The sequence below is a fragment of the Saccharothrix tamanrassetensis genome, from assembly GCF_014203665.1.
Taxonomy (GTDB): domain Bacteria; phylum Actinomycetota; class Actinomycetes; order Mycobacteriales; family Pseudonocardiaceae; genus Actinosynnema; species Actinosynnema tamanrassetense.
In genome coordinates, this window is the sequence record NZ_JACHJN010000005.1 from 666612 (window position 1) to 688996 (window position 22385).

A 22385-nucleotide genomic window follows, 5' to 3' on the forward strand; every position below is an offset into this window, starting at 1 on the left:
GGCTCGAACCGCTCGATCAGCTCACCACGCACGCGTCACACCTGTCCTCACCACCGCACGAACGTCCCGCACCAGCGATCCGATCCTTTGGTGCCAGTCGGTCCCGGTACCCGACACGGTCGTTCTGACGTATGCGGCCTTGGCGCTGTCGGAGACGTCGAGTCGGCCGCCGTGCGCGTCGAGGTGGGCCATGGACAGCAATGCGAGCAACCCTAACCCTCCAATGTGGATGATCATCAGCCGGTCGCCGACGTCGCCATCGACCAGCACCCGGTCGGCCAAGGCCACCAATCTGGCCGAATAGGGCGGGTCGAACAGCACGCCGGTGGCGCGGCTGAGCCTGACCACCCACTCGCCGCTCACGGCCTCCAGGCGTAGGCCGTCTCGCTCATCCTGGCCGCCGGCTTGCTCAGCGCACGATCGGGTCGCCTTCGAGCCAGGGGCACTCCGGACTCCGCTCAGGCCGTCGTCCGAGCGGTGGCCCGGTCGTCGTTTCGCCCGCCGGTGCGCTTGCGGGCCAGGCCGATCAGTGCGTCGAGGACCAGGAACGCCAGCAGGCTCAGTCCGAGCAGCGGGATGGCCCAGCCGACGGCGATGAGCACGAGCGGTGCGGGGACGACGAACCACAGGGGGAGCTGCCGCCACGTTCCCCTCTTGGGCGCGGTGCCCAGGGGGGCACGCCGGTCGGCGCGGGTGGGGCGGCGCTGCCACCACATCCGGTAGCCGAGCGCGATCAGCGCCAGCAGTCCGGCGGCGAGCAGGAACAGTGCGACCTGGTTGGCCGGCCCGAACAGCCGGCCCATGTGCGCCTGGATGCCCAGCGTCGACAGCTTGGCCAACAGCGGCCGGTCGGCGAAGTCCGCCCGCGCGGTCACGGTGGCGGTCGCCGGGTCGACCGCGACCTTGTCCAGGCGGACCGGCCAGGTGTTGTCGGTCTGCGCGGCCGTCCACGCGGTACCCGGTTCGGCCGCCACGCCGAGTCGCAGCGGTCCGTCCAACCCGGCGCCACGCGCGGCGACGAGGACCCGGTCGAACGTCGTCGGATCCACCGGCTCGGCGTCCTGGGCCGCGTCGCCGTGGCCGGAGTGCCCGTCCGAGCCGGTGCTGCCTGCGGCACCGCCCAGGCTGGTGTCCAGTGCGGGCGCCTTGGCGTCGAGCGCGATCAGCGCGGCGCTGAAGTTCTCCCCGGCGTGGGTGGACCAGGTCAGGCCGGTGGCCGACAGGAACAGCGCGCCCAGCAGCACCCACACCCCGATGCTGCCGTGCCAGGAACGGCTTCTGCGCACGCCCTTCGCACCCTGCTCGGGTGCGATGACCGCGCGGACCTTGCGGCGTGCGGTGCGCTGCCGGACCAGCCACAGCGCCACGCCCACGAGGGCGAGCACCCACAGCCAGCTCGCCGCCAACTCCGAGTACAGGCGGCCGGGTTCGCCCAGGTGCAGGTGCCGGTGGAGGTTGTCCAACCAGGCTGTGACCGGGGTGGAGCCGGACCAGGTGGTCAACTGGCCTTGCACCTGCGCGGTTCGCGGATCGACGTAGACGGTCTGGTTGTAGTCCTCGGCCAGTCCGGGGAGGGTGAACACGACCTGCGTGGTGGCCTCGGGGTCGTCGGCGGCGAGCACGGCGGTGACCGCGCCGTCGGGCAGGGCTGCCTGGGCGGCGGCGACCTGCTCGGCCAGTGGACGCGGCGCACCGGCGGTCGACGACACCTCCAGCACGTCGTCGTAGAGCACGCCGTCCAGTTGCGGCGCGAGCGAATACAGCAGCCCGGAGAATGCCGCGACCAGGAGGAACGGCGCGACCAGCACCCCGGCGTAGAAGTGCAGCCGACGCAGCAACGGCACCACGGACACCCAGGCCGGGCCCAGGGCCTCCTCGGTCCGCACGTCGTCGACAGGGGGAGCGGACACGGAGCACCTCTGGTGGGACGAAGGGAACACCTGCCCACTAGTCGGACACGGACGCCATCGGGTTCCCGTCGATTTCAAACACACCTGGCGCCCCATCGGACCGACTCGTCGTCCGATGATCCCGTCGTGTCGGCGCGTGCCGGTCGTGCCCTTGACGGGCTTCCGTTCCGTGCCCGGCCTCAGGAGCGGTGCGGGCGCCCTGGTCGGTCGGATGCGTGGAGGTCGTGGTTCCGGTGGTTCACCACGTCGGCCGCCGAGCGGTGTGCCGGAGGTCGTTCACCCGACCTCGGTCGATTCGTTGTCGCCCGTGGCGTTGAGCAAGTCGTCGCGTGCCCGTGCGACCCGGGAGCGGATGGTGCCGACCGGGCAGCCGACGATCTCCGCGGCTTCGGCGTAGGGCAGGCCCAGCACCTGGGTGAGCACCAGGGCCTCGCGGCGGTCGGGGTCCAGCGCGTCGAGCAGCAGGTTCAGCGCGACGGTGTCCTCGAAGCCGGTGTCGGCCGCCTTGCGGTCGGCTTCCCGTGCCCAATCCGAGCCGGAGGACAGCCGGGGGCGCGACTGCGCCATGCGGATGTGGTCGACCACGACGCGGCGGGCGATGACCAACAGCCAGGTGCGGGCCGAGGAACGGCCGGCGAAGCGGCGCAGGCTCGGCAGCGCGCGGGCGTAGGTCTCCTGGGCCAGGTCGTCTGCCAGCCCGACATCGGCCAGGTGGGCGACGAAGCGCCACACGTCACGCTGGGTGGCGCGGACGAACCGCTCCAGGGCGGTGCGGTCGCCGGCACGCGCGTCGAGCGCCCAGCGCGTCACCTCGTCGTCGGAAGCTTTCACGATTCCGGATCGTAGCCACACGATGACGGGAAGCGATGAGCCGAATGGAGCGACTACCGGTGTGTGGGCTGCCGGGAGCGCCGGCACGAGCCTTCGCCGGTGGGGCACTCCGGTGCCGTGACGCGATCGGGGACACGCAGGGCGCCGCTCCGGGCGGACGCGGCCACCACCGCACCGCATCGACATGGCCCTGTACCTGGTGTCGCGTCACGGCGAAGGGCGCTCCGGAGCGGTCAGGTCGCACGGTCCAGGGTGAACACGACCAGAGGTACACCGTTGGCATCGGAGAAGGCTCCGCGTTCCACCCACCCCCGCGCCCGGTAGAACCGCCGCGCCGGGGCTTCGGGGTGAGTGCACAGCCAGGCGCGCGGGAATCCCTCGACGAAGTGCTCCAACAGTCGTTCGCCCAGCCGGTGTCCCCGGTGTCGCGGGGCGACCATCAGTTCGACGACCTCGATCGCGGGTGGGCGGAGCCGGTACCGCTCGCCGGGATCGAGCGCGGTGTAGGCGCCGGTGTAGAAGGGCGTGCTCGGAACCTCGGGCGCGGACGGCCAGCCGTACACGACGGCGGCGGGTTCGTCGTCGGACCAGGCGACGAACCCGCGCAGCGCCGGCTCGGCCACGTGTCGGGCGAGGCGGTCGGCGAACCCGGCGAAGTGGGTCTCGTCCTCGTTCCACGGCGGTGCGGCGAAGCAGGCGCGGTAGAGGCGTTCCAGCGGCTCCGCGAGCGCGAGCAGACGCGGGGCGTCGACCTCGGTGAGCACGTGCTCCCCGGTCGGGCCGTGCTGCGAGACGTCGTCGGTCATCGCACGGCCATCAGTGATCCGGGGCACTGGTTATGGCAGAGAAGGCTTTCCGGAGCGTCCATTGCCGCGTTCGGAGCCCCCACGCGTGGTCCCCCATCGCCGATGACTGATACCGGTGAAGCGTACTGCAAATCTCTTGCAGCAAGGTGGGACGTCGTGAGTCCCGTGTCATGGGTGCTCGCCCAACCTGGAGGCGGTAGACGACCTTCGGTGCCACTGAGGAGCGAACGCCACCTCGGACCCCGCCGCTCGCCGGGATGGCCTCGCCCGCGGATGACCGCACCGGTCCTGCGCTCCTCTGGCGATGCACACCACGGGACCAGACGTGCCGTCCGGCGCGGCTTCCTGCGGCCGTGGGTGTCGCCGTCACACCGCCGCGTCGATGCGCTCCACGACCCGCACCAGCGGGATGACGCCGCCCGCGGCGGCCTGGGCACGGTGCAGGGCGAGTTCGGCGGTGGGACCTTCGGCGAGCACGATGCCGGTGCCGGAGCGTTGGTCGGCCAAGTGCTCCAGCACGTCCCCGGGGCTCGCGGTGGGGTACCACTCGGGGTTTCCGGGCAGGTCGGGCAACCGGTCGAGGCCGGTCCAGCCCTCCAGCACGCCGGCCGTGCGCGGGTAGACCACCACGAACCCGGTCGCGGTGCCCCCATCGGCGGCGTGGTCGAGCAGGTCGGGCCGCGTGTCGAGGGCGATCCGGACCATCGCGTCGTAGACGTTGACGCCCAGGGCCCGGCACAGGGCCTCGCCGACGAGGGCGCCGCCGATGCGGGCGTTGACCTCGACGACCTCGGGACCGGTGGCGGTGAGCACGAACTCGGTGTGCGCGAAGCCGCGCTCGTGCCCCGCCGCCGCCAGCACCCGGCCGATCCAGTCGGCCAGTTCGGCGTGGTCGGCGTGCGGGAAGGCGACCGGGAAGCCGGAAGCCTCCTCCCGGCGCAGCGGCTCGGGCGACATCACCCGGCTGAGCACGCCGAGCAGCCGGGTCTCGCCCTGCCAGGTGATGGTCTCGACGCTGTAGAGGGGGCCCTCGAAGTACGGCTCGGCGATCAGGCGGCCCTTGAGCGGCGTGTCGGCGGCCTCCAGGAGGGCGGCGTCGCGTTCGGCGGGGGAGCGTGCCAGCCACACCGCGCGGGACGAGGTGCCCGCGGAGTCCTTGAGCACCAGCGGGAGCACCTCCGTCGTGGTCGGGTCGAGCGGTCCGCTGCGGCTCAGGCCGCGTTCGTGCAGCCTGGCCCGGACCGCGGCCTTGTCGCGCAGGGTGCCGACCGCGGCGGGCGAGGGGCCGGGCAGTCCCAGGCGGGCGGCCAGCTCCGCGCCGGGCAGCGCCCAGGTGTCGGTGGAGCCGATGAGCCCGGCCAGGCCGGGCGTCGCCCGCAGGACGCGCTCGCACGCGGTGACGTCGGTGGTGTCGACGTCGACCACGCGCAGCCGGTCACCGCACCGGGACAGCTCGTGGCGGTAGGTGGAGCGGTCGCCGGTGAGCAGGACCAGGTCGTGGCCGGCGGCCCGGGCCGCGTCGGTGAGGCGGCCGAGGCCGAAGGTGAGGGCTTCCAGCAGCACGATGGTCACGGCACGACGTCCTTCCTGAGTTCGCGAGGGCGTTGCCGGGCGGGGACGACCGGCCAGTACGGGCGGCGCGCCCAGTCGATCGCGGCCCACGGCGGGGCCGGCTCGACCGGCGAGGTGATCTCGACGGGCTCGAGCAGCGCGGGGTCCAGGGCTTCGCGGTGGCGGTTGAACACGCGCTCGGTGTAGCGGTGGCCGGTGTCGGCGCCGATGACCACGTGCGTGCGCAGCGGGTCGCGTCCGGCTTCCCAGGTGGCGGCCAGGTGCGCGGCGCCGGTGGACAGCCCGGCGAAGACGGCGTGGTCGCGCATGAGGCCGACGGTGGCGGCCATGGCGTGTTGGAAGTCCAGCCAGTGGATGCGGTCGTAGAGGTCGTGGTGGACGTTGTCGAAGTGGATGGCGCTGCCGATGCCGGCGATGATGGCGTCGGGATCGGTGAAGCGCTCGCTGCCGAAGGTGACGCTGCCGAAGGGTTGCACGCCCACCAGCCGCACGCGCGGGTCGTGCTCGCGCAGCGACCGGGTCAGGCCGCCGGTGGAGGCACCGGTGCCGACGCTGCCCACCACGGTCAGCGGTTCGTCGGGTAGCGCGCGCAGCAGCAGCTGGGCCAGTTCGGCGTAGCCGAGGTGGTGGACGGGATCGTGGTACTGCCGCATCCAGTGCATGTCGGTGCGCTGCGTCAACAGCTCGCGGACCCGTGCCACGCGGAGGTTCTGGTCGAGTCCCAGATCGTCCGATGGCGGCATCTGGTCCACGGTGACGCCGAGGATCTCCAGCTGGGCGCGCATGGTGTCGTTGACGGTGGTGGAGGCGACGATGTGGCAGTGCAACCCGTAGCGGTGGCAGGCCATCGCCAGTGCGAGGGCGTAGATGCCGCTGGAGCTGTCCACCACGGTCTGCCCGGGGCGGATCACCCCGGTGTCGAGCAGGTGGCGCACCGCGCCGAGCGCGGCGTAGACCTTGAGCGTCTCGAAGCGGATCAGCACGGTGTTGGGTGTGAGCCGGATGAGCGCCGGCGTCTTGATGGCGTCGGTGACGTGCTCGTGGATCGGCGGCGCCACGGCGTGGTGGTCGAGCACGGTCCTCACCTCCCGATCTCGCGCGGGCAGCGGGTCGTGCCCGGTGTCGCCGTCGTGCGTGTCAAGATCATGGTCGAGCCCTTCCGGATGTGGCCGAGTACGGGTCGGAGACGCTCGGGACAACAGCAGGTGTGCGTCCCGGCGCCCGCGAACCGGGGATGGGCTTGAGGGTCTTCGTGCCGGCGCATGTCCCCTCCACGCGGTCGGCCCGCCGTTCGGCGTCGCACCGCTCCCGTCCTACTGGTCGTCGGCGAGGTGTCGTCGGTTCCCGCGACGGTGGAATCGGTTGCGGGCGCCCGGGAACTTCCTCGGGCGGTGCGACGACCAGTTCTGTGCCGAGCCCTGCGGACCGGTCGGTGTGGAACGCGGCCGGAGCGGGGAGTCAGGGGTGGTCGATGGGAATCGGGACATCGCGTCGTGCGGGCGACCGAAGGGGTTCCAGGGCGGGGCGGGGTCTCACCGGCGCCCAGTCCGCGCTGTTGGTGGGCGGATGCCTGGTCAACATCGGCACGTTCGCGGTCTACCCGTACCTGGCCGTCCTGCTGCGCGACCGACTGGGTGTCGGGATGGCGCAGGTCGGTGTGGTGCTCGGCGTGGCCACCTTGGTGCAGTTCGCGAGCGCGCCGTTCACCGCGGCGTTCGCGGAGCGGATCGGGTTGAAGCGGTGCCTGCTGTCGGCGACGTTCGTGTACGGCCTGGCTGCGGTTACCTACCTGGTGGGGGCCGACGACCCGGTGTTGACGGTGCTCGCGCTGTTCTTGAGCTGTGGCGCGGGGGCGCTGTACTCGCCGGCCTACCGCGGCTACCTGGTGCACTCGGCGACGGCCGGGCAGCGCCCGAAGCTGCTGTCGGCGGGCAACGCCGCCGGCAACCTCGGCATCGCGCTGGGACCGGTGGTCGGGGCGCTGTTCCTGCACGAACCGGGGCGGTTGTTCGCGATGACCACGGCGCTCTACGCCCTGCTGGCGGTAGGCCACTTCTTCCTGCGCCCGGAGGGAACGGGGGCGACCGACGCCGAGGTCGAGCCGTTCCGGCGGGTGTTGCGGGGCTTGGCCGCGTTGCCGTTCGCGGTCACCGTGCTGACCCACTACCTGTACATGCAGTTCTACCAATACCTGTCGACGTTCACCGAAGGCCGTGTGCCCACGACCGTCTACGGGGTGGTCATGATGGGGTACTCGATCGGCCTGGTCGCGGTGCAGCCGTTGGTGGCGCGGCGGGTCGGCCGTGTCGGCTACCCGGCGGCGATGGCGGTCGGTTTCTGCTGCATGGCGTTGGGCATGGTGTCCTTCGCCGGCGGCCGGGCGAGTGGTCTGGTGGCGGGCGTCGTGGTGATGAGCGTGGGCACCGCGGTGTTGTTCCTCAAGAACGACCTGGAGGCGTTGGCGGGGTCGACGCGGTCGGCCACGGTGACCTTCGGGCAGCAGCGGTTGGCGGTCGGAGTGGGTTCGCTGCTCAGCGGCGTGGTCGGCGGCGCGGTGTACGGGCTGTTCGAGCGGGCGGAGTTGTTGTCGGGGTTCTGGTTGACGGTGGCCGCGCAGTGCCTCCTGCTGCCGCCGCTGGTGCTGATGGTGGCCCGCAAGGTGTCCAAAGTGGAGTGACGTGCGGTCGGGGAGGCATCCTGCTTGCGATGTCCTCGACCGCGCGCGGCGGCTCGTGCGGGATCACGAAGTCGACGTCGTGGGCTTCTCGTACACGGTGATGTAGTCGCCCTCGGCGCGGAACGGCTCACGACGCCAGCCGCCCCACCGGTGCACGCGCCGCATCCCCGCCAGGCGGGCCATCAGGTCGAGTTCGGTCGGCCAGGCGTAGCGCATGAACGCCGGCGCCAGCTTGATCCCGTGCTCGGTGATCAGCACGTGGTGCCCGTCCAGACGCTGTTCGACCGGGTCGTGGCGGACGGCGGCCAGCCGCACCCGGTCAAGCCCGACCTGATGGGTTTCCAGGGCCTGGTTGCGCTCGTAGCGGGCGACGTCGGGCATCGGGCACTCCAGGACGAACCGGCCTCCGGGCAGCAGGCGCCGTGCGGCGTTGGCGAAGCAGCGCACCTGTTGCTCCTGGTCCTGGAGGAAGAAGAAGGTGGAGAACACGACGAAGACCATGGCGAACAGGTCGTCGGTGCCGTCGTCGACGTCGGCCATGTCACCGATGACGACGGGGATCCGGTCGCCGCCGGGCTTGGCGCGCATGCGGGCCACCATCGCCTCCGAGGCGTCCACACCTCTCAGGTCGACACCCAGCGCGGCCAAGGGGATCGTCACCCGTCCGGTGCCCGTCGCGAGTTCGAACACCGGCCCGGCCGGTCCTTCCCCGATGAGTTCGGCCAAGCCCCGCACCGCGTCGGCGGGATCGTGCGCGGCGTGCCACTCGTCGTAGACGTCGGCGTTGAACTCGCCGTAGGTCTCCGGTCCCACGTTCTGCACGAGATCCCCTCCCGAGGGCCGGTTCCAGCGGCCGGGCGCATCACGCGGCCACGACACGTCCAACAGGTCGGCCGGCCGATCGGTGGAGTTCCCGGCTCCTGCCGAATCGCCGCCGCAGGAGCTTTTCCGCGATCCCGGGAACCGGACGGCGGTGCGACACGACTTGTGTGGTGGTGGCCGGTTCGGCAGCGGTCGGACAGGAAGGAACAGGGTGCGCGGTGTCGAGTAGGGGCACAGATGTCGAGGACGCGGTCGACAGCGAGGTCGCCGCACCGGCACGCGGGACCGGGACGCGCCGGCGCGTCGGGTACGTGGCGGGGTTGTTCGGGCTGCTGCTCCTCCTGCTGCTGGGCGCGGTGGTGGTCCTCGTCGCGCAGGGATCGATCGCCATCCCGATCGGCGAGGTGCTGCGCGTCCTGACCGGTCAGGACGCGCAGTCGCAGCTCAGTCGCACGATCGTGCTGGACGCGCGGCTGCCCAAGGTGGTGGCCGGGCTGCTGGCCGGGGCGGCGCTGGCGGTGGGCGGGGCGCAGATGCAGACGCTGTTCCGCAACCCGCTGGCGGACCCGTTCGTGCTCGGCGTCAGCTCCGGCGCGATCCTCGGTGCCTCGATCGTCATCCTGGGGACCAGCGGCGTGGGCTGGCTGTCGGGGCTGGGGCTGGTCAGCCAGCTCGGCGTCACCGGCGCGGCGGTCGCGGGGGCCGCCGGGGTGCTGCTGATCGCCCTGGGCATCGCCCGCCGGGTGGGCGACCCGGTGGTGGTGCTGGTCGTGGGCGTGATGCTGGGCTACCTGGCCGGGGCAGTGGTGGACATGCTGGTCTACTACACCGATCCGGACCGGTTGCAGGCGCTGGCCACGTTCACCCGCGGTTCGGTGCGCAACGTGACGTGGAACGAGTTGCAGGTCATCGCGGTGTCGTGCGCGGTGGTGCTGGTGCTGTCGGTGTTCCTGGCCCAGCCGCTCAACGCGCTGCTGCTGGGCGACCGGTACGCGGGCAGCCTGGGCGTCAACGTCCGGCGGGTGCACTTCCTGTCGCTGGCGAGCGTCGCGGTGCTGTCGGGCATCACCACCGCCTACTGCGGGGCGATCGCGTTCGTCGGTCTCGCGGCGCCGCACCTGGCCCGCGGCCTGCTGCGCACCGCCGACCACCGGGTGGTGCTGCCCGCGAGCGCGTTGATCGGGGCGGTGATCGTGCTGGTGGCCGAGTACGTCGCCGGCGGCAACGGGCTGACCAAGACCTCGCTGCCGCTGAACTCGGTGACCGCGTTCGTCGGTGCGCCGGTGATCCTGTGGGTGCTGCTGTCCGGCCGGGCGAGGAGGCAGGCGGGATGACCGAGGACCTCCGGCCGGCCCTGCAGGCGGTCGCGCTCGCCGCCGGCTACCGGCGGCGTCGCCGGCACCCGGCGGTCACCGTGCTGCGCGACGTGCACCTCGCCGCCCGGCCCGGTGAGCTGATCGCGTTGATCGGTCCCAACGGCGCGGGCAAGTCGACTCTGTTGCGCACCCTGGTCGGGGCGCAGCCCCCTCTGTCCGGCCATGTCCTGCTCGACGGCCGCGACCTCGCGACGCTGTCGCCGCGGCAGCGGGCGCGGCGACTCGCGGTCACGTTGACCGAACCGGTCGACGTGGGGCAGATGAGTGTCGAGGCGGTGGTGGCACTGGGACGGATGCCCTACCGGTCCTGGATCGGCCGGGAGACGGCCCGGGACCGCACGGCGGTGGACGGGGCACTGGTCGACGCCGGGGTGGCGGAGTTGCGCGACCGCCCGTTGACCGACCTGTCCGACGGCGAGCGGCAGCGGGTGATGGTGGCCCGCGCCTTGGCGCAGGAACCGGCGGTGCTGGTGCTGGACGAGCCCACCGCGTTCCTGGACGTGGCCCGCCGCATCGAGTTCGCGGCGATGCTGACCCGGCTCGCCGCGACCACCGGTGCCGCGATCGTGCTGTCCACGCACGATTTGGGGTTCGCGCTGCGCCGCGCCGACCAGGTGTGGCTGGTCGGCGGCGACGGAACGGTCACCGCCGGCGCGCCCGAGGACCTCGCCTACGGCGACGCCGTCACCCGCACCTTCACCGGCGAGAACATGTCCTTCGACGACGCCGCGGCCACCATCGTCGTGGCCGACGACTCCGAACCCGGCGCCACCGTGCGGGTGATCGCCGACGGACGGCTGCGGCAGTGGGCCGAACACGCCGTGCGCCGTGCCGGGTGGGAACCCGCCGCGGACGACGCGGACCACGTCCTGAGCATCGAGCACGGCACACCGTGTCATTGGCACGTCGACGGTGCACACAGCGCGCAAGGCGTCGGCTTCGACTCCCTGGTGACCCACTTGCGTGCCCGCACCGTGCCGCTGCCCGAAGACGCGCGGACCGGGTGACCGCCCGACTCCCTTCCTCCACCGGATCCACCACGGACACGCAGGAGAGCACCACCGTGAACACACTCATCCGTTCGACCGTCGCGCTGCTCGCGCTGCCTCTCGTCCTGGCCGGATGCGGCGGATCGAGCCCCGACGCGTCGGGCGGCCAGGCGGGTGCCGACGGTTGCGTCACCGACTACGCCGAAGGCCGGGACTACTTCCCCGACAAGAGCACCGTCACCGAGTCCGAGCTGTGGAAGATCACCTATCACAACTCCTACAAGACCATCACGCTCACCGACACCGAGAACACCGACGGCCCCGAGCTCAAGTACGTGCTCTACCAGTGCGGCACACCCCGACCCGAGGCCACCGGCGATCTGGAGGGCGCGCTGGTCGTCCAAGTACCGGTCACCAACGTGTCGGTCACCTCGTTCAACGCACTCGCCATGGTCGACCGGCTCGGCAAGAACAAGACCATCACCGGCTTGAGCGGCCAGCTGCTGGGCAACGCCGGGAAGGACGAGTGGTACGCCGGGGTGGCCGAGGCCGCCGGGAAGCCGATGTCGATCGGCGAGTACACCGACCTGGACAAGGAAGCGGTCCTGGGCCTGGGGAACCAGGTCATCCTGATGTCCGGGTTCGGCAAGGGCTTCGACGACATCAGCAACGCCCGCGCCGCCGGGATGCCCGGCGTGAGCGTGTCCAACCGGCTGGAGCGCCACGCACCGGCGTCCGCGGAGTGGATCAAGATGGTCGCGGCGTTCTACAACGCCGAAGCCACCGCCAACACCGAGTTCGACAAGATCAAGGGCAAGTACGACGAGGTCGTCTCCACCGTCTCCGACAAGATCGACAACCGCAGGGCCGGCTACCTGTGCATCGCGCCCGAGCGCGGCTGCGAGTTCCTCCACGGCCACGGCTCCGAAACCCTCGTCGGCCGCCTGCTCAGCCGGCTTCGGGTGGACAACGTCTTCGCACCCGACAACCCCGCCCCCAACGGTCGGCCCTACGACTTCGAGAAGGCGGTCGGCACCGCGGCCGACGCCGACTTCTTCATCGTCTACGACCCCATGAAGACGACCCGGGCAACCCTCGCCGGCGACCCGCGCACGAGCCAGTTCCGGCCGTTCCGGGAGAACAACTTCATCGCCGGCGTCGACGAGAACTTCGAGGAGTGCCGCGCCAAGTCCTACCTCGACGTCGACGTGCTCGTCCGCGACTTCGCCCTCGGCCTCGCACCCGAGTTGTTCCCCGGCGCCAAGGGCACCTGCTTCGCCCGCGCCTCCTGACCGTCTCGTCCGGACCCGACGCGGTGCCTCAGGCGCGGGTGCCCCGCACGATCAGCCGCCGGGCGTGGTTGTCATAGGGGGAGAGGTCGAAGTCGCCGAAGCACTCCACCCCGGTGAACCCCGCCTCCTCGAACAGCGCCTGCAGTTCGGCGGCGCTGTAGAGGGTGGAGTGCAGCGACGTGCGCCTCACCTCGTTCCCGCGCACCCATGTCCAGTCGCTGCGCACCCGCGTCCAGTCGTCCAGGACGGTATCCCGCATGAACACCGTGCCGCCGTCGACGTCCACCGCCTGCGGGCGGCCCACCCAGCCGGCGAAGACCTCCTTGCCCATCACGTCGACCAGCAGCCGCCCGCCGGGGGCGAGGCTGATACAAGCGTTGCGGAGCACGGCCAGGTTCTCGCCGGGGTCGGTGAAGTAGCCGAACGACGTGTACATGTTGATCACCAGGTCGTAGGTGTCCGGCTCCACGTGTTCGCGCATGTCCGCCCGCACCAACCGCGCCTGGACTTCCGCGCGCTCGCACGCCTCGCGTGCCCGCGCGAGCATCGCCTCGCTCAGGTCCACCCCGGTGACCACCGCTCCCCGTCGGGCCAGCGGCACCAGGTGCGTCGCCGGACCACACGCCAGGTCCAGCACCCGATCACCGGGGGCGACCTTCAACAACGGCGAGGTGGCCACCACCCGTTCCGCCTCCGCCGCGCGGCGCGGCGGGAACATCACCTCGGCGAATCCCGTCCAGAGGTCGTCGTCCTCGTACCAGTCCATGCCGCTCCAACCGCGTCGTGCTCGTGCGGAATCGCACCGCTCCGGTTCTATGGTCGGCGGCGGATGCCCGTGGGTTCCCGCCACCTGTGATCCGCTGTCGACCTCGCGGGAACTTCCTTGTGTGCTGCGACGACCACTGGGATGACAAGCCGGCCGTCGGGATTGGGGACACCGATGCGACCCACGCAGGCAGCCCGCTCCTACCCGTTCCGCGAGCCGACCGCGCTGGCGCTGGAGCCGGAGTACGCACACCTCCGAGAGCACGAGCCGCTCAGCCGCATCTCCCTGCCCTACGGCGGCGACGCCTGGCTGGCCGTGCGGCACGCCGACGTCCGGACGGTCCTCGGCGACCCCCGGTTCAGCCGGGCCGCGCTGCTGGACCGCGACGTGCCCCGCGCCTCACCCCGCAGGCACACCGACGCCACGCTGCACACGGTCGACCCGCCCGAACACACCCGGTTGCGCCGCCTGGTCGCCGCCGCGTTCAGCCCCCGGCGGATCGCACGCCTGGCCGAGCACGCCCAGCGCACCGCGGACGAGCTGCTCGACCGGATCGAGCAGCAGGGACCGCCCGCGGACCTGATCGCCGGGTTCGCGGTGCCGGTGCCGGTGGCGGTGATCTGCCAGATGTTGGGTGTGCCGGTCGCCGACCGGGACCGGTTCGCCGGTTGGATCGACGTCGCCCTGGCCACCACCGCGTTCTCCAGCGAGGAGATCCACGACGCGTTCGCGAAGTTGAAGGACTACGTGGCCGGGCTCGTCGCCGCCCGCCGTCGCGAACCGAGCGACGACCTGCTCGGCGCCCTGGTCGAAGCGCGCGACACCGGTGACCGGCTCAGCGAGGACGAGTTGGTCGTGCTGGGCGTGACCCTGCTCTACGCGGGCCTGGAGACCACGACCAGCGAACTCGGCAACGGCATCCACACCCTGCTCACCCACCCCGACCAGCTCGCCGCACTGCGCGCCGACCCGGCGCTGGTCGACCGGGCCGTGGACGAACTGCTGCGCTTCAACCCCCTGGTGACCTCGGCGGGCTTCACCCGCATCGCGCTGGAGGACGTCGAACTGGGCGGCGTGCTCGTCCGCGCCGGTGACGCGGTGATGGTGCACCCCGACGCCGCCGACCGCGACGAGCGGGTCTTCGACCGCCCCGACGAACTCGACGTCACCCGCAGGCCGAACCCGCACCTGGCGTTCGGGTTCGGCCCGCACTACTGCGTCGCCGCGCAGCTGGCCAAGGCCGAACTGCGGGTGGCCGTCGGGTCCTTGCTGCGCCGCTTCCCGGACCTGCGCCTCGCGGTCGGGGTGGAGGAGCTGTCCTGGCGGCACGGCCGGATGGCGCGCGGCCTGGACCGACTCCCCGTCACCTGGTCGTCCACATCCTGACGGCGAGGAAGAACGACACGCTCCTCGTCGAAGCAGGACCCGCCGTGCCACCCCCAGTCGGCGTCGGGTGGGTCGTGAACAGCCGCAGCGCCTTGTTCTCGACGGTTGCGTGTTCGTCAGGCGTGGTCTTCTCCCCGTTGTGTGACGATCGCACCGACGAGCGGGCAGGCGCGGCACGTGTGGCCTGTGGGTGTGCGGTAGAACAGGCAGCAGCTGCGGCGGGTGCCGTCGGGTGACAGCGCGCCGCGCAACGACGGGGCGGTCAGCAGGCGGTCGCCGAGGTCGCCGAGGTCGCCGAGGTCGGCGGGCAACGGTCGCAGGGCGCTGCGCAGGGCCGCGGCGGCGTTGCCCCACAGCAATCCCGCAGCGACCTTGGTGACGGCGCGCAACCCGGTGTGGAACGGCTTCAGGTGCCCTTCGACCACCGCCCGCAGCAGCAGCGGCGCTGGATCGCCGGTGGTGATCCAGCCGCCGGGCTCGGGCAGGGACAGCCGTACAGAGAAGTCCTCGCCGATGCGGTAGCGCAGCCGGTCCAGGTCCGGTACGACTCCACTGGCGGCCAGCGCGCCGAGGGCTACCGACCAGAGCCCGGCCGCCACGACGAATTGCAGGGTCGAGGCGGCCACTCGCGCCTCCGTCATCGCGAACCGCGCACCGACCCGTCGCACGGCTTCGGCCATGGCTCCAGGGTCGTCGTAGAACAAGCGCAGCAGCTCGCCGTCGCGGTCGTCATCGACCGTGACGTACGGACCGATGCTGGACACCGAGGCCACCGCGGCGGCGACATCGGCGGGATCGGCTCGTCGGATCACGCGCGGCCCGGTGGGCAACATCCACGCCCACCGGGATACGGCCGCGAGGTCGGGCAGGTCGGTTCGCCGGCCATCGGCGAACCCGACGTAGCCGCCGGCGGCAGACCGGATCTCGACGTCGGCCGGTCCCGCGCCGGCGATGCTGATACCGGCACGGGTCAGGGCCGGTTCGAGCACCGCGGAGTCGGAGCCTGGGATCCGACAGGTCATGGTGTCGGGTGGTCGCGGCGCGACGGTGCCTGCGGTCCTGGCGGCAGCCCGCTCGTCGGTGTCCGATGTCGCGAAGACCGGCACCACTGACCTCACAAGCGCCTCCGGAAGTAGGTGGTGGCGTGAACCGGCGGCGTGTCGTGCCGTGCAGCGGAGACCGGGTTTCCTCGCCCTGATGTCCGCTGCCGTCCTGCGATCGGGCTCGCCGTGGAAGGCCCGTGTAGAGGTGGTCGTTCAAAGCCCGGGATCGGTTCCCGTACCGAGGCGGCTCATGTTGGGAGCCGGGGCAGGGATGTGACGAGGGCGTCGAGCAGGTCGACCTGGGTCCGGTTCTTCCTGGCCGGTGGAAGTCGGCGCGGGATGCCGTCGGGTGGCAGGTTCCAGATGCCCCGGCCTGGATCGAGTCGGTCGACGGTTGTGTACCACTGGCGCAGGGAGTCGCCGAGCCGGGCGTGCAGGTCGAAGTGCCGGCGGCGGCGCGTGGGGTCGGCGTCCTTGTGCTGTCTGAGCACTTCGAGGGGCGGGATGCTCACGAAGACGGCGTCGGCCAGGCCCAGAAGGCCGGCCGCGAATGCGGTGCGGGTTGCGGCGTAGTCGTGTTCCCATCGCGCTCGGGGGGCGGCGCCGATCATGCTCAGGCACCAGCTGTAGTGCAGTTTCAGCGGATCGCTGTCGCAGATCGCGCGTCCGGTCGCGGCCTCGACCGCGAGTGCCCGCGCCCATCGCCGGCTGTTGACGGCGACCCAGTAGTCGGCTTGGGACCGAAGGTCCGCCTCGTCCGGCTCGGTTCCGGTGGGCGTGTACTCCGGGACGAGGCCGGTGCCCGCGTGCCGACGGCACCATGTCGTCTGCCCGCCGCACTGGGCCCCTCGATCACCACGATCACGCGGCACATTCTCGCCTGAGTGCCCGGCTTCGTCGTGTTTGGAAGGCTGATGACGGTACGCCCGTGGTCGATCACAACGCACTCGTAGTCAGTCATTCACCTGGGTGCTCCGGTTGTCGCTGTTCGCGTTGTGCGACCTCGATGGCCACCCGCGCACCCGCCACCACGACCTCCGCTCGGTCGAGTGGGACTGGTAGCCGTCATGAGGGACTTCCAGTGGCACGTCCGGGACTACCGCCGGCGTGGAGCGGTCTCACGGATCAGCAAGGACACCAGGACCAGCACGATCGGTGTCGCGCCGTACAGCAGCAGCGCGTTCGCGAGGTCGTGCGTGGCGTCGGCGACCGCGCCGCCGATCTGTGGGCCCAGGGTTCCGCCCACGGTCTCGCCGACCGCGATCTGGAGGGCGAACGCGGTGGCCATCAACTCAGGCGGGACCGATTCGCCGGGCACCACGTAGGTGATCAGCGTGAGCCCCCCTCCCGCCATCAAACCGACCACCAACGACACCAGGAGCAAAGGCACCGAATCCGCGAACAGCACGAAGAACACCGGCAATAGTCCGCCGCACACCGCAGCGGCGCACAGCGCGGGTCTGCGCCCGAACCTGTCCGATACCGCGGGCGCGACGATGTTGCCCAGTGCGATGACGAGGCCGTACACGGTGAGCACCAGGGTGGAAGTGGCGGGGGAGTGCCCACGGGCGGCGAGGAACACGGGCGCGAAGGTACCGAAGCCGATGCTGGAACCGATGCAGACCGTCGTGCCCACGAGCGCCAGCAGGACGTTGCGGTTGGCCAGGACCAGGCGGAAGTCGCGTGCCCGGACCCGGTGGGTTCCCGCGGCGGACCGCTCGTCGCGCATGAACACTGCCACGAGGAGCGCCACGACGATACCCGGAACGGCGACGAGGGCGAACGCCGGTCGCCAGCCCACCGCAGTGGCGAGCCCGACCATGATGCCCGGTGCCAAGGCGCTGCCGATGACCAGCGTCCCGGCGATGACGATGCCGAGGTTGCGCCCGCGCCGTTCCGGTGACGAAGCGCGCGCGACCGCCCCCTGGATCAGCGGTAGCGCAGGACCCTCGCAGAAGCCGATGATCGCGCGGAACAACAGCATCGTCCGGTAGTCCTCGGCCAGGCCGATCAAGGCGACGGCGCTGGAGAACAGCACCAGGCTCGCCACGATCAACCACTTGACCCGGCCGCCGAAGCGGTCCGACAGGACCGAGAAGATCAGGCTCGAGACGGCCCACGTGACGGCGGTGACGGAGACCAGCGAACCGAGTTGGCTGTTGGTCAGGTGGAGTTCCGCGCCGATCTGCGGGAAGAGGAAGGTGATGCCGAAGCGGTCCAGGAACACGATCCCGGCGGCGAAGAACATGATCGTGACCAGGGTGTTCTGCCCGCTCGCGCCGGTCAGGTCACGGTCACGTCCTCGAAGTGGTCCAATGGTCGACATGGCCGGCTCCTCACAGGTCGGTCGAACCGGCGATCCGCCGTGCCGCTTCGGGGAAGAGGTCGAGTGCGCGGTCCCGCACGCCGTCGGCTTCTCGCGGGGACAGCGCTCCGCATTGCCCGAGACCCGACCGGTTCGCCTCGGCGGAGGCCTCGGTCGTGCACGGCGCACCCCAGTCGCTGCCGTAGACGATGTGGTCGGCTCCGACCGTCGCCACCGCGGGGAGCAGGGACTGCGCGACGGCCGTCGCCGCCGTGTCGACGTACAGGGTTGAGACCTGCGCGTCGACATCGTCCGCGGTGATCCTCTGGGGAACCCAGGATTCGTTGCCCAGCAACCGGAGTCGCCCGGTCAACGCGGGGAATGCGCCACCGCAGTGGGCGATCACGAACGTGATCCCCGGATGGCGCGCGAACGTCTTCCGGAACACCATGTCGAAGACCGTCCGGGCGGTGTCGAAGGCCACCTCGTACAGCGGCGCCGGGTGGTCGAGCGTCGGTGGTCGGCGGGCGTCCGGGTGGACGAACACCACGGCGCGCCACGCGTCGAGCTGTTCCCACAGCGGGGTAAGGGATTCGTCGCCCAGGTGGACGCCGTGGTAGTTCGTCGTCACCGCGAAGCCGTCGGCGCCGAGGACGTCACGAGCTCTGGTGGCCTCCGCCAGCGCGGCCCAGATGTCGTCCGTGGGCAGCGCCGCCAGCAGGCCGAACCGCGACGGGTGGTCCGCCACGAGCGTTGCGCCGTAGTCGTTCGACGCCCGAAGGGCGGGCAGGCTGTCCGGGACGTTGCTCAGCAACTGCATGGCGGTGCCCGAACTGTCCATGTAGGACAAGGTTCGTTCCACCGACCATTCGTGCGGTTCGGGGAAGTAGATGCCCCGCCCCAGCATGGCCTGCCAGGCGCGCACCCGTTCGTCCGCTGTACTGGGCAACGCGAAGTGCGCGTGGATGTCCACGTACCGTCTGGCGCTTCCCGTGTTCGCGGCAGTGCTCATCTCGTCGTTCCCCTCGATAGGTGCCGGCACACGGGTTCACTCGTCCCGGAACGAACGGAGTCCGTCTTCGATCTCCGAGAGGGGGCTCTGGACCAGGTAGGGAGCCAGCGCCTCACGGGCCTGCGCCGGGGAGACGAGCGCGGACCGGGGGACCTCGTCGACCCGCCAGCTGCCGCTGTCGTCGTACACGAACTCGCCGACCAGCCGCCCGTCCCGGTAGGGCCAGGCGGCGGCGAACCGGTGCGAGACCTGGTAGACGCCGTCCGGATCGGCACCCTCACCGGCGAGTGCCGGATCGGTGCCGCGCACGACCTGGGCGAAGACGGCCTCGATGAAGATCCCGTAGTCCGACACGGCGACTTCCTCTTGCAGCGCGCCGAAGACGTTCACCCCTCGACGCACGATGTCGGAGTAGAAACCGCGCACCTCGTCCATGCCGTCGAGCACCGTCGTCCGCCCGCGTTCGGTGAGCCGGTAGACCGGGTGCTCGACGGTCATCGCGGGGATCAGGATGTCCTGCCACAGACCCGAAACTTCCAGCAGCGCGTGCCGGCGGTAGTTCTTCAGCACGTGCCGGTGCTTCGGGTTCTCCACCACCGCGAGCGCGGCGTCGACTCCGGTCGGGATGTCCCGCACGTCGAATACCTTCATTCCGCACTCCTCGAAGACGTTCGTGGCCACGTCGCCACGAGTGGTGGCCCAGACTCTCCGCGACGACCCGCGGTCCGGGCATCGTCGTGTCCGTTGAATGGACACCGGCGCTCAGGAGCGCGATCCTCGGTGTTCCGATGGTCGGTCGGGCATCTCGGGCTCCTGCGGCCTTCTGTGCTTCCCGGTTGACCACCTGGTGCTGCCTGGCAGAGTGGGATGGACTGGCACGACCGGCCATCCTATGGACATACTCGGTTGCCACCGGACCGGTCGCCGACAGGGAGGACGTGCCGTGCCCCGCACCAACGAGCCCGGCCGGAGCGTGAGTTCCCGGCTGCTGCAGGTCCTGTTCTCGTTCGGGCCCGACCAGAGCGCGCTCAGCCTCACCGATCTGGAGCGCAGGACGGGACTGCCGCACGCGACCGTGCGCCGGCTGGCCATGGAACTGACCGACGTGGGCGCGTTGAGCCGGAACCACGACGGCCGCTTCACGATCGGCCTGCGGCTGTGGCAGCTGGGGACGCTGGCACCCCTCACCGAGTCGCTGCGCACCAGCGCCCAGCCGTTCATGGAAGACCTCTACACGGCCCTGCGCCAGCACGTGCAGCTGGCGGTGCGGGAAGGCGCGGAGGCCGTGATCATCGAGCGGCTGTCCGCTCCACGCGCGCCGGGGCTGGTCTCCCAGGTGGGCGGGCGCCTGCCGCTGCACTGCTCAGGTGTGGGCAAGGTGCTGCTGGCGCACGGCGGCGGCGACCTGATCGACGGTGTGCTGTCCGGCAAGCTGCGGCGCTACACGCCCCGCACGGTCGTCGACCCGACAGCTCTGCGCGGCGAACTCGCCGAGTGCCGCCGCACCGGCACCGCGAGCGTGCGGGGTGAACTGACCACCGGCGCCGATTCGGTGGCGACCCGGATCGTGGACGGTGACGGCATGGTGGTGGCGGCGTTGTCCGTAGTCGTGCGCACCGGCTCGGTGAAGCACCAGGCGGCGCTCCCGTCGTTGATCGCCAGCGGCCTCGGCATCTCCCGAGTGCTCGGGTGGCGTCCGGGGATCAGGATCCGCGACGTGTGAGGCCGGCAGCCGGTTGTCCGTTGAACGGACACCACGCTGGGCAGGGCCCACCTCACGCGGTGACAATCCGGTCGACGGCGGCTGCGCTCCGGGAACGCTGAGCGTGCCCTCGTGTCGGCGGCGGGGGGAGAAGCACCGACGGGACGGACAGCAACCCTGCGGGGCCTCATCGGGGAGTCGGCAGAAAGGTTGGTTTACCTGTACTGCGCTTGTGACCGCGACCTCTCCTGGCCGCGGCTGGCCGACACCGGTGAGGTCTGGAACCGCTTCACGGGTGCGAGCGAGCGCCTGAACCGCGACTGGCTGCGCCCTTTCGTCGACCTGAGCATCGTCAACGAGCTGGACGTGGTCGAACAGGATCCGACGCTGGCGCAGAAGTACGGCGCCCACTTCCGGTCGCTGTTCACCTCGTGGGCGCGGGTCGCCTCCGTTCAGGTAACAGCCGAGGCCGAGCGTGTTCTGGACTTCGATACCGCCCGGTCGGACTGACCCCCACCACGAAACCACGCCGATGACCGCCGCCCGAATGACGGTGCTGCCCGGTACCGGGGACGCGGCTATGCCCACCTGCTGCACGACGCGCGCCTCGCCGACCGCCCCGAACCACGTGCCGCGCTCGTGGTTCGGGGCGGACAACGCCGTGCTCTGCTCCGCCTACCGCGCTTGGGGCTGGACCACGGTCGGAGACATCCGCCCCGGGCCGGACTCGCCCACCTACCACGCGATGCTGCACGACCTCCCGCTCGACGTGTCAGACCATGCAAGGGGAAAGTCCGGATTGGACCACCGTGGAACCGGTGAACCACAGGATGGACACCCGGCGACATCATGGATCGAGGGAATCGGCGATCAGGGCAGGTTCTTCTCCAAGGCGGTCACGTACGCCTTCATCAGGTGATCGCGCATTCCGTCGCCGGCGGGGGCGAACGGGTCGGCGACCATGCCCTTGCCGCGGTCGAGCAGGTTGGACACCGCGGGCAGGTTCTCGCGGACCTTGCCGGAGGAGTCGATGTAGCGCAGGGCCGCGACGTGGTGGAACACCGGCTCCGGCGGGACCTGGGCGACCACGTCGTTGTTGTTGACCACCCGGAACGTGCGCCCTGCCAGTGCCTTGTCGTAGGCGGAGGCCAAGGTGCGGTCGCAGGTGCGGGGTTGGCCGAAGGTGTAGACGCCCTGAGCCGAGAGCCGGGGGTCTTCGAAGTGCAGCCAGGCCGCGGCCAGCATCGCCAGCGCTCCGCCGAGGCTGTGCCCGGTGAACCACACCGTCTGCTCGGCGTCCCGCAGCTCCTCGACGGCCGCGAGCACTGACGGCATCACCGCCCGCAGCGCTTCGGCGAATCCGTAGCGGACCAGACCGGTGCCCGCCGGACCGGGCCACGGCGGAGTGGTCGTGTCCGACAGCCAGTCCCGCAGCTGGACCGGCTCCGTGCCGCGGAAGGCGGTGACGATCATCGTCGGACTGGCCATGGTGTAGGCCTGGGTGTCGCTGAGCGCGAACGGCGGGCTGAACGTCGAGTGGTGGTGGCGGACCCGGTCGAACCCCCACTCGCCGGCGGTCGTCTCGATCTGCTCGCGGTCCTGGTAGGCCAGTTGGGCGGCCTTGGCCATGCAGTACGCCTGGCGGGCGTCGTAGCCGGTGGCCTGGTGGTTCAGCGTCGGCGCAGACATCATCCATCCTCACGAAGACAACAGGTCGCATGGCGGCGACGGTCCCCGCCCGTGCTTCCTGCCTACCTGCGCCGTCGCCCGCTCCACCACCGCACACCCGGTCCATCACCCCACCGAGGCGCTCTCTCCCTGTTCGTGTGCAACAAGCGCAATCCGAACCGGTCGGCGGGACGCCGTTCCAAGCCGCCTTCGCGTCGTATCCGTCGA

Annotated in this window: 21 protein-coding genes; 7 read left to right on the forward strand and 14 right to left on the reverse strand. The window is 71.0% G+C overall.

Annotated elements, in window-relative coordinates; genetic code table 11:
* Positions 1 to 21 precede the first annotated feature (21 nt).
* From FHS29_RS19325 to FHS29_RS19350, 6 genes are all read right to left on the reverse strand, one after another.
* The gene (locus FHS29_RS19325) at positions 22 to 363 is read right to left on the reverse strand and encodes a hypothetical protein (protein ID WP_184692238.1); all 342 of its coding nucleotides are present in this window, start codon (positions 361 to 363) and stop codon (positions 22 to 24) included.
* A gap of 95 nt (positions 364 to 458) precedes the next feature.
* Entirely contained in the window at positions 459 to 1910 is a 1452-nt protein-coding gene (locus FHS29_RS19330; protein ID WP_312864988.1) for a PepSY-associated TM helix domain-containing protein, read from the reverse strand.
* A gap of 276 nt (positions 1911 to 2186) precedes the next feature.
* The gene (gene sigC / locus FHS29_RS19335; protein WP_312864989.1) at positions 2187 to 2741 is read right to left on the reverse strand and encodes an RNA polymerase sigma factor SigC; all 555 of its coding nucleotides are present in this window, start codon (positions 2739 to 2741) and stop codon (positions 2187 to 2189) included.
* 233 nt (positions 2742 to 2974) lie between these two features.
* Positions 2975 to 3547, reverse strand: coding sequence for a GNAT family N-acetyltransferase (locus FHS29_RS19340; RefSeq protein WP_184692242.1), 573 nt, complete (start codon positions 3545 to 3547; stop codon positions 2975 to 2977).
* A 366-nt stretch (positions 3548 to 3913) separates the two neighbouring features.
* Positions 3914 to 5119, reverse strand: coding sequence for an ATP-grasp domain-containing protein (locus FHS29_RS19345; RefSeq protein ID WP_184692244.1), 1206 nt, complete (start codon positions 5117 to 5119; stop codon positions 3914 to 3916).
* Positions 5116 to 6195 carry a pyridoxal-phosphate dependent enzyme gene (locus FHS29_RS19350; RefSeq protein ID WP_312864990.1) on the reverse strand — a complete coding sequence of 360 codons (1080 nt, stop codon included), beginning with the start codon at positions 6193 to 6195 and terminating at the stop codon, positions 5116 to 5118. Before FHS29_RS19350 ends, FHS29_RS19345 begins: the two co-directional genes overlap by 4 nt.
* Before the next feature lie 395 nt (positions 6196 to 6590).
* Here FHS29_RS19350 and FHS29_RS19355 point away from each other — a divergent pair, with 395 nt between their 5' ends.
* Positions 6591 to 7796: an MFS transporter gene (locus tag FHS29_RS19355; protein ID WP_184692246.1), complete on the forward strand. Its 1206-nt coding sequence runs from the start codon at positions 6591 to 6593 to the stop codon at positions 7794 to 7796.
* A 63-nt stretch (positions 7797 to 7859) separates the two neighbouring features.
* Here the strand turns inward: FHS29_RS19355 and FHS29_RS19360 are convergent, their stop codons facing one another.
* On the reverse strand, positions 7860 to 8618 hold the full coding sequence (locus FHS29_RS19360; RefSeq protein ID WP_184692247.1) for a class I SAM-dependent DNA methyltransferase: 759 nt from the start codon (positions 8616 to 8618) through the stop codon (positions 7860 to 7862).
* Positions 8619 to 8836: 218 nt separating this feature from the next.
* On the opposite strand from FHS29_RS19360, the gene FHS29_RS19365 reads away from it, so the two are divergent.
* From FHS29_RS19365 to FHS29_RS19375, 3 genes are read left to right on the forward strand one after another with little or no spacing between them, the layout of a single operon-like run.
* Complete coding sequence (locus FHS29_RS19365; RefSeq protein WP_184692248.1) at positions 8837 to 9952, forward strand: FecCD family ABC transporter permease; 1116 nt, start codon at positions 8837 to 8839, stop codon at positions 9950 to 9952.
* Complete coding sequence (locus FHS29_RS19370; RefSeq protein ID WP_184692249.1) at positions 9949 to 11001, forward strand: ABC transporter ATP-binding protein; 1053 nt, start codon at positions 9949 to 9951, stop codon at positions 10999 to 11001. Before FHS29_RS19365 ends, FHS29_RS19370 begins: the two co-directional genes overlap by 4 nt.
* A gap of 56 nt (positions 11002 to 11057) precedes the next feature.
* Positions 11058 to 12275 carry an ABC transporter substrate-binding protein gene (locus tag FHS29_RS19375; protein ID WP_184692250.1) on the forward strand — a complete coding sequence of 406 codons (1218 nt, stop codon included), beginning with the start codon at positions 11058 to 11060 and terminating at the stop codon, positions 12273 to 12275.
* Between the two features lie 28 nt (positions 12276 to 12303).
* Here FHS29_RS19375 and FHS29_RS19380 read toward each other — a convergent pair whose 3' ends face one another.
* Positions 12304 to 13041 (reverse strand): class I SAM-dependent methyltransferase, encoded by a 738-nt coding sequence (locus tag FHS29_RS19380; protein ID WP_184692251.1) that lies wholly within the window; start codon positions 13039 to 13041, stop codon positions 12304 to 12306.
* Positions 13042 to 13215: 174 nt separating this feature from the next.
* Here FHS29_RS19380 and FHS29_RS19385 point away from each other — a divergent pair, with 174 nt between their 5' ends.
* Complete coding sequence (locus tag FHS29_RS19385; protein ID WP_184692252.1) at positions 13216 to 14427, forward strand: cytochrome P450; 1212 nt, start codon at positions 13216 to 13218, stop codon at positions 14425 to 14427.
* Positions 14428 to 14543: 116 nt separating this feature from the next.
* On the opposite strand, the gene FHS29_RS19390 is transcribed toward FHS29_RS19385, so the two are convergent.
* From FHS29_RS19390 to FHS29_RS19410, 5 genes are all read right to left on the reverse strand, one after another.
* A complete protein-coding gene (locus FHS29_RS19390) occupies positions 14544 to 15449 on the reverse strand; it encodes a (2Fe-2S)-binding protein (RefSeq protein WP_184692253.1) in 906 nt (301 codons plus the stop codon).
* Between the two features lie 269 nt (positions 15450 to 15718).
* Positions 15719 to 16417: a hypothetical protein gene (locus tag FHS29_RS19395; RefSeq protein WP_221456231.1), complete on the reverse strand. Its 699-nt coding sequence runs from the start codon at positions 16415 to 16417 to the stop codon at positions 15719 to 15721.
* A 149-nt stretch (positions 16418 to 16566) separates the two neighbouring features.
* Complete coding sequence (locus FHS29_RS19400; RefSeq protein ID WP_184692255.1) at positions 16567 to 17796, reverse strand: MFS transporter; 1230 nt, start codon at positions 17794 to 17796, stop codon at positions 16567 to 16569.
* Positions 17797 to 17806: 10 nt separating this feature from the next.
* Positions 17807 to 18787, reverse strand: coding sequence for an amidohydrolase family protein (locus FHS29_RS19405; protein ID WP_184692256.1), 981 nt, complete (start codon positions 18785 to 18787; stop codon positions 17807 to 17809).
* Positions 18788 to 18823: 36 nt separating this feature from the next.
* Positions 18824 to 19438, reverse strand: a complete 615-nt coding sequence (locus tag FHS29_RS19410) for a hypothetical protein (protein ID WP_184692258.1) — start codon at positions 19436 to 19438, stop codon at positions 18824 to 18826.
* 292 nt (positions 19439 to 19730) lie between these two features.
* Here FHS29_RS19410 and FHS29_RS19415 point away from each other — a divergent pair, with 292 nt between their 5' ends.
* Positions 19731 to 20510 carry an IclR family transcriptional regulator gene (locus tag FHS29_RS19415; protein ID WP_312864991.1) on the forward strand — a complete coding sequence of 260 codons (780 nt, stop codon included), beginning with the start codon at positions 19731 to 19733 and terminating at the stop codon, positions 20508 to 20510.
* 111 nt (positions 20511 to 20621) lie between these two features.
* The gene (locus FHS29_RS19420; protein WP_184692262.1) at positions 20622 to 20999 is read left to right on the forward strand and encodes a DUF6817 domain-containing protein; all 378 of its coding nucleotides are present in this window, start codon (positions 20622 to 20624) and stop codon (positions 20997 to 20999) included.
* A 360-nt stretch (positions 21000 to 21359) separates the two neighbouring features.
* Here the strand turns inward: FHS29_RS19420 and FHS29_RS19425 are convergent, their stop codons facing one another.
* Positions 21360 to 22178 carry a lipase family protein gene (locus FHS29_RS19425; RefSeq protein WP_184692264.1) on the reverse strand — a complete coding sequence of 273 codons (819 nt, stop codon included), beginning with the start codon at positions 22176 to 22178 and terminating at the stop codon, positions 21360 to 21362.
* Positions 22179 to 22385 lie beyond the last annotated feature (207 nt).

What these genes read in the sequence shown, in the direction of transcription:
- FHS29_RS19340 (WP_184692242.1), bottom strand. Translation starts at nt 3,547, where the DNA reads ATGACCGACGACGTCTCGCAGCACGGCCCGACCGGGGAGCACGTGCTC.
- FHS29_RS19355 (WP_184692246.1), top strand. Translation starts at nt 6,591, where the DNA reads ATGGGAATCGGGACATCGCGTCGTGCGGGCGACCGAAGGGGTTCCAGG.
- FHS29_RS19370 (WP_184692249.1), top strand. Translation starts at nt 9,949, where the DNA reads ATGACCGAGGACCTCCGGCCGGCCCTGCAGGCGGTCGCGCTCGCCGCC.
- FHS29_RS19380 (WP_184692251.1), bottom strand. Translation starts at nt 13,041, where the DNA reads ATGGACTGGTACGAGGACGACGACCTCTGGACGGGATTCGCCGAGGTG.
- FHS29_RS19385 (WP_184692252.1), top strand. Translation starts at nt 13,216, where the DNA reads ATGCGACCCACGCAGGCAGCCCGCTCCTACCCGTTCCGCGAGCCGACC.
- FHS29_RS19390 (WP_184692253.1), bottom strand. Translation starts at nt 15,449, where the DNA reads ATGACCTGTCGGATCCCAGGCTCCGACTCCGCGGTGCTCGAACCGGCC.
- FHS29_RS19400 (WP_184692255.1), bottom strand. Translation starts at nt 17,796, where the DNA reads ATGTCGACCATTGGACCACTTCGAGGACGTGACCGTGACCTGACCGGC.
- FHS29_RS19405 (WP_184692256.1), bottom strand. Translation starts at nt 18,787, where the DNA reads ATGAGCACTGCCGCGAACACGGGAAGCGCCAGACGGTACGTGGACATC.
- FHS29_RS19410 (WP_184692258.1), bottom strand. Translation starts at nt 19,438, where the DNA reads ATGAAGGTATTCGACGTGCGGGACATCCCGACCGGAGTCGACGCCGCG.
- FHS29_RS19425 (WP_184692264.1), bottom strand. Translation starts at nt 22,178, where the DNA reads ATGTCTGCGCCGACGCTGAACCACCAGGCCACCGGCTACGACGCCCGC.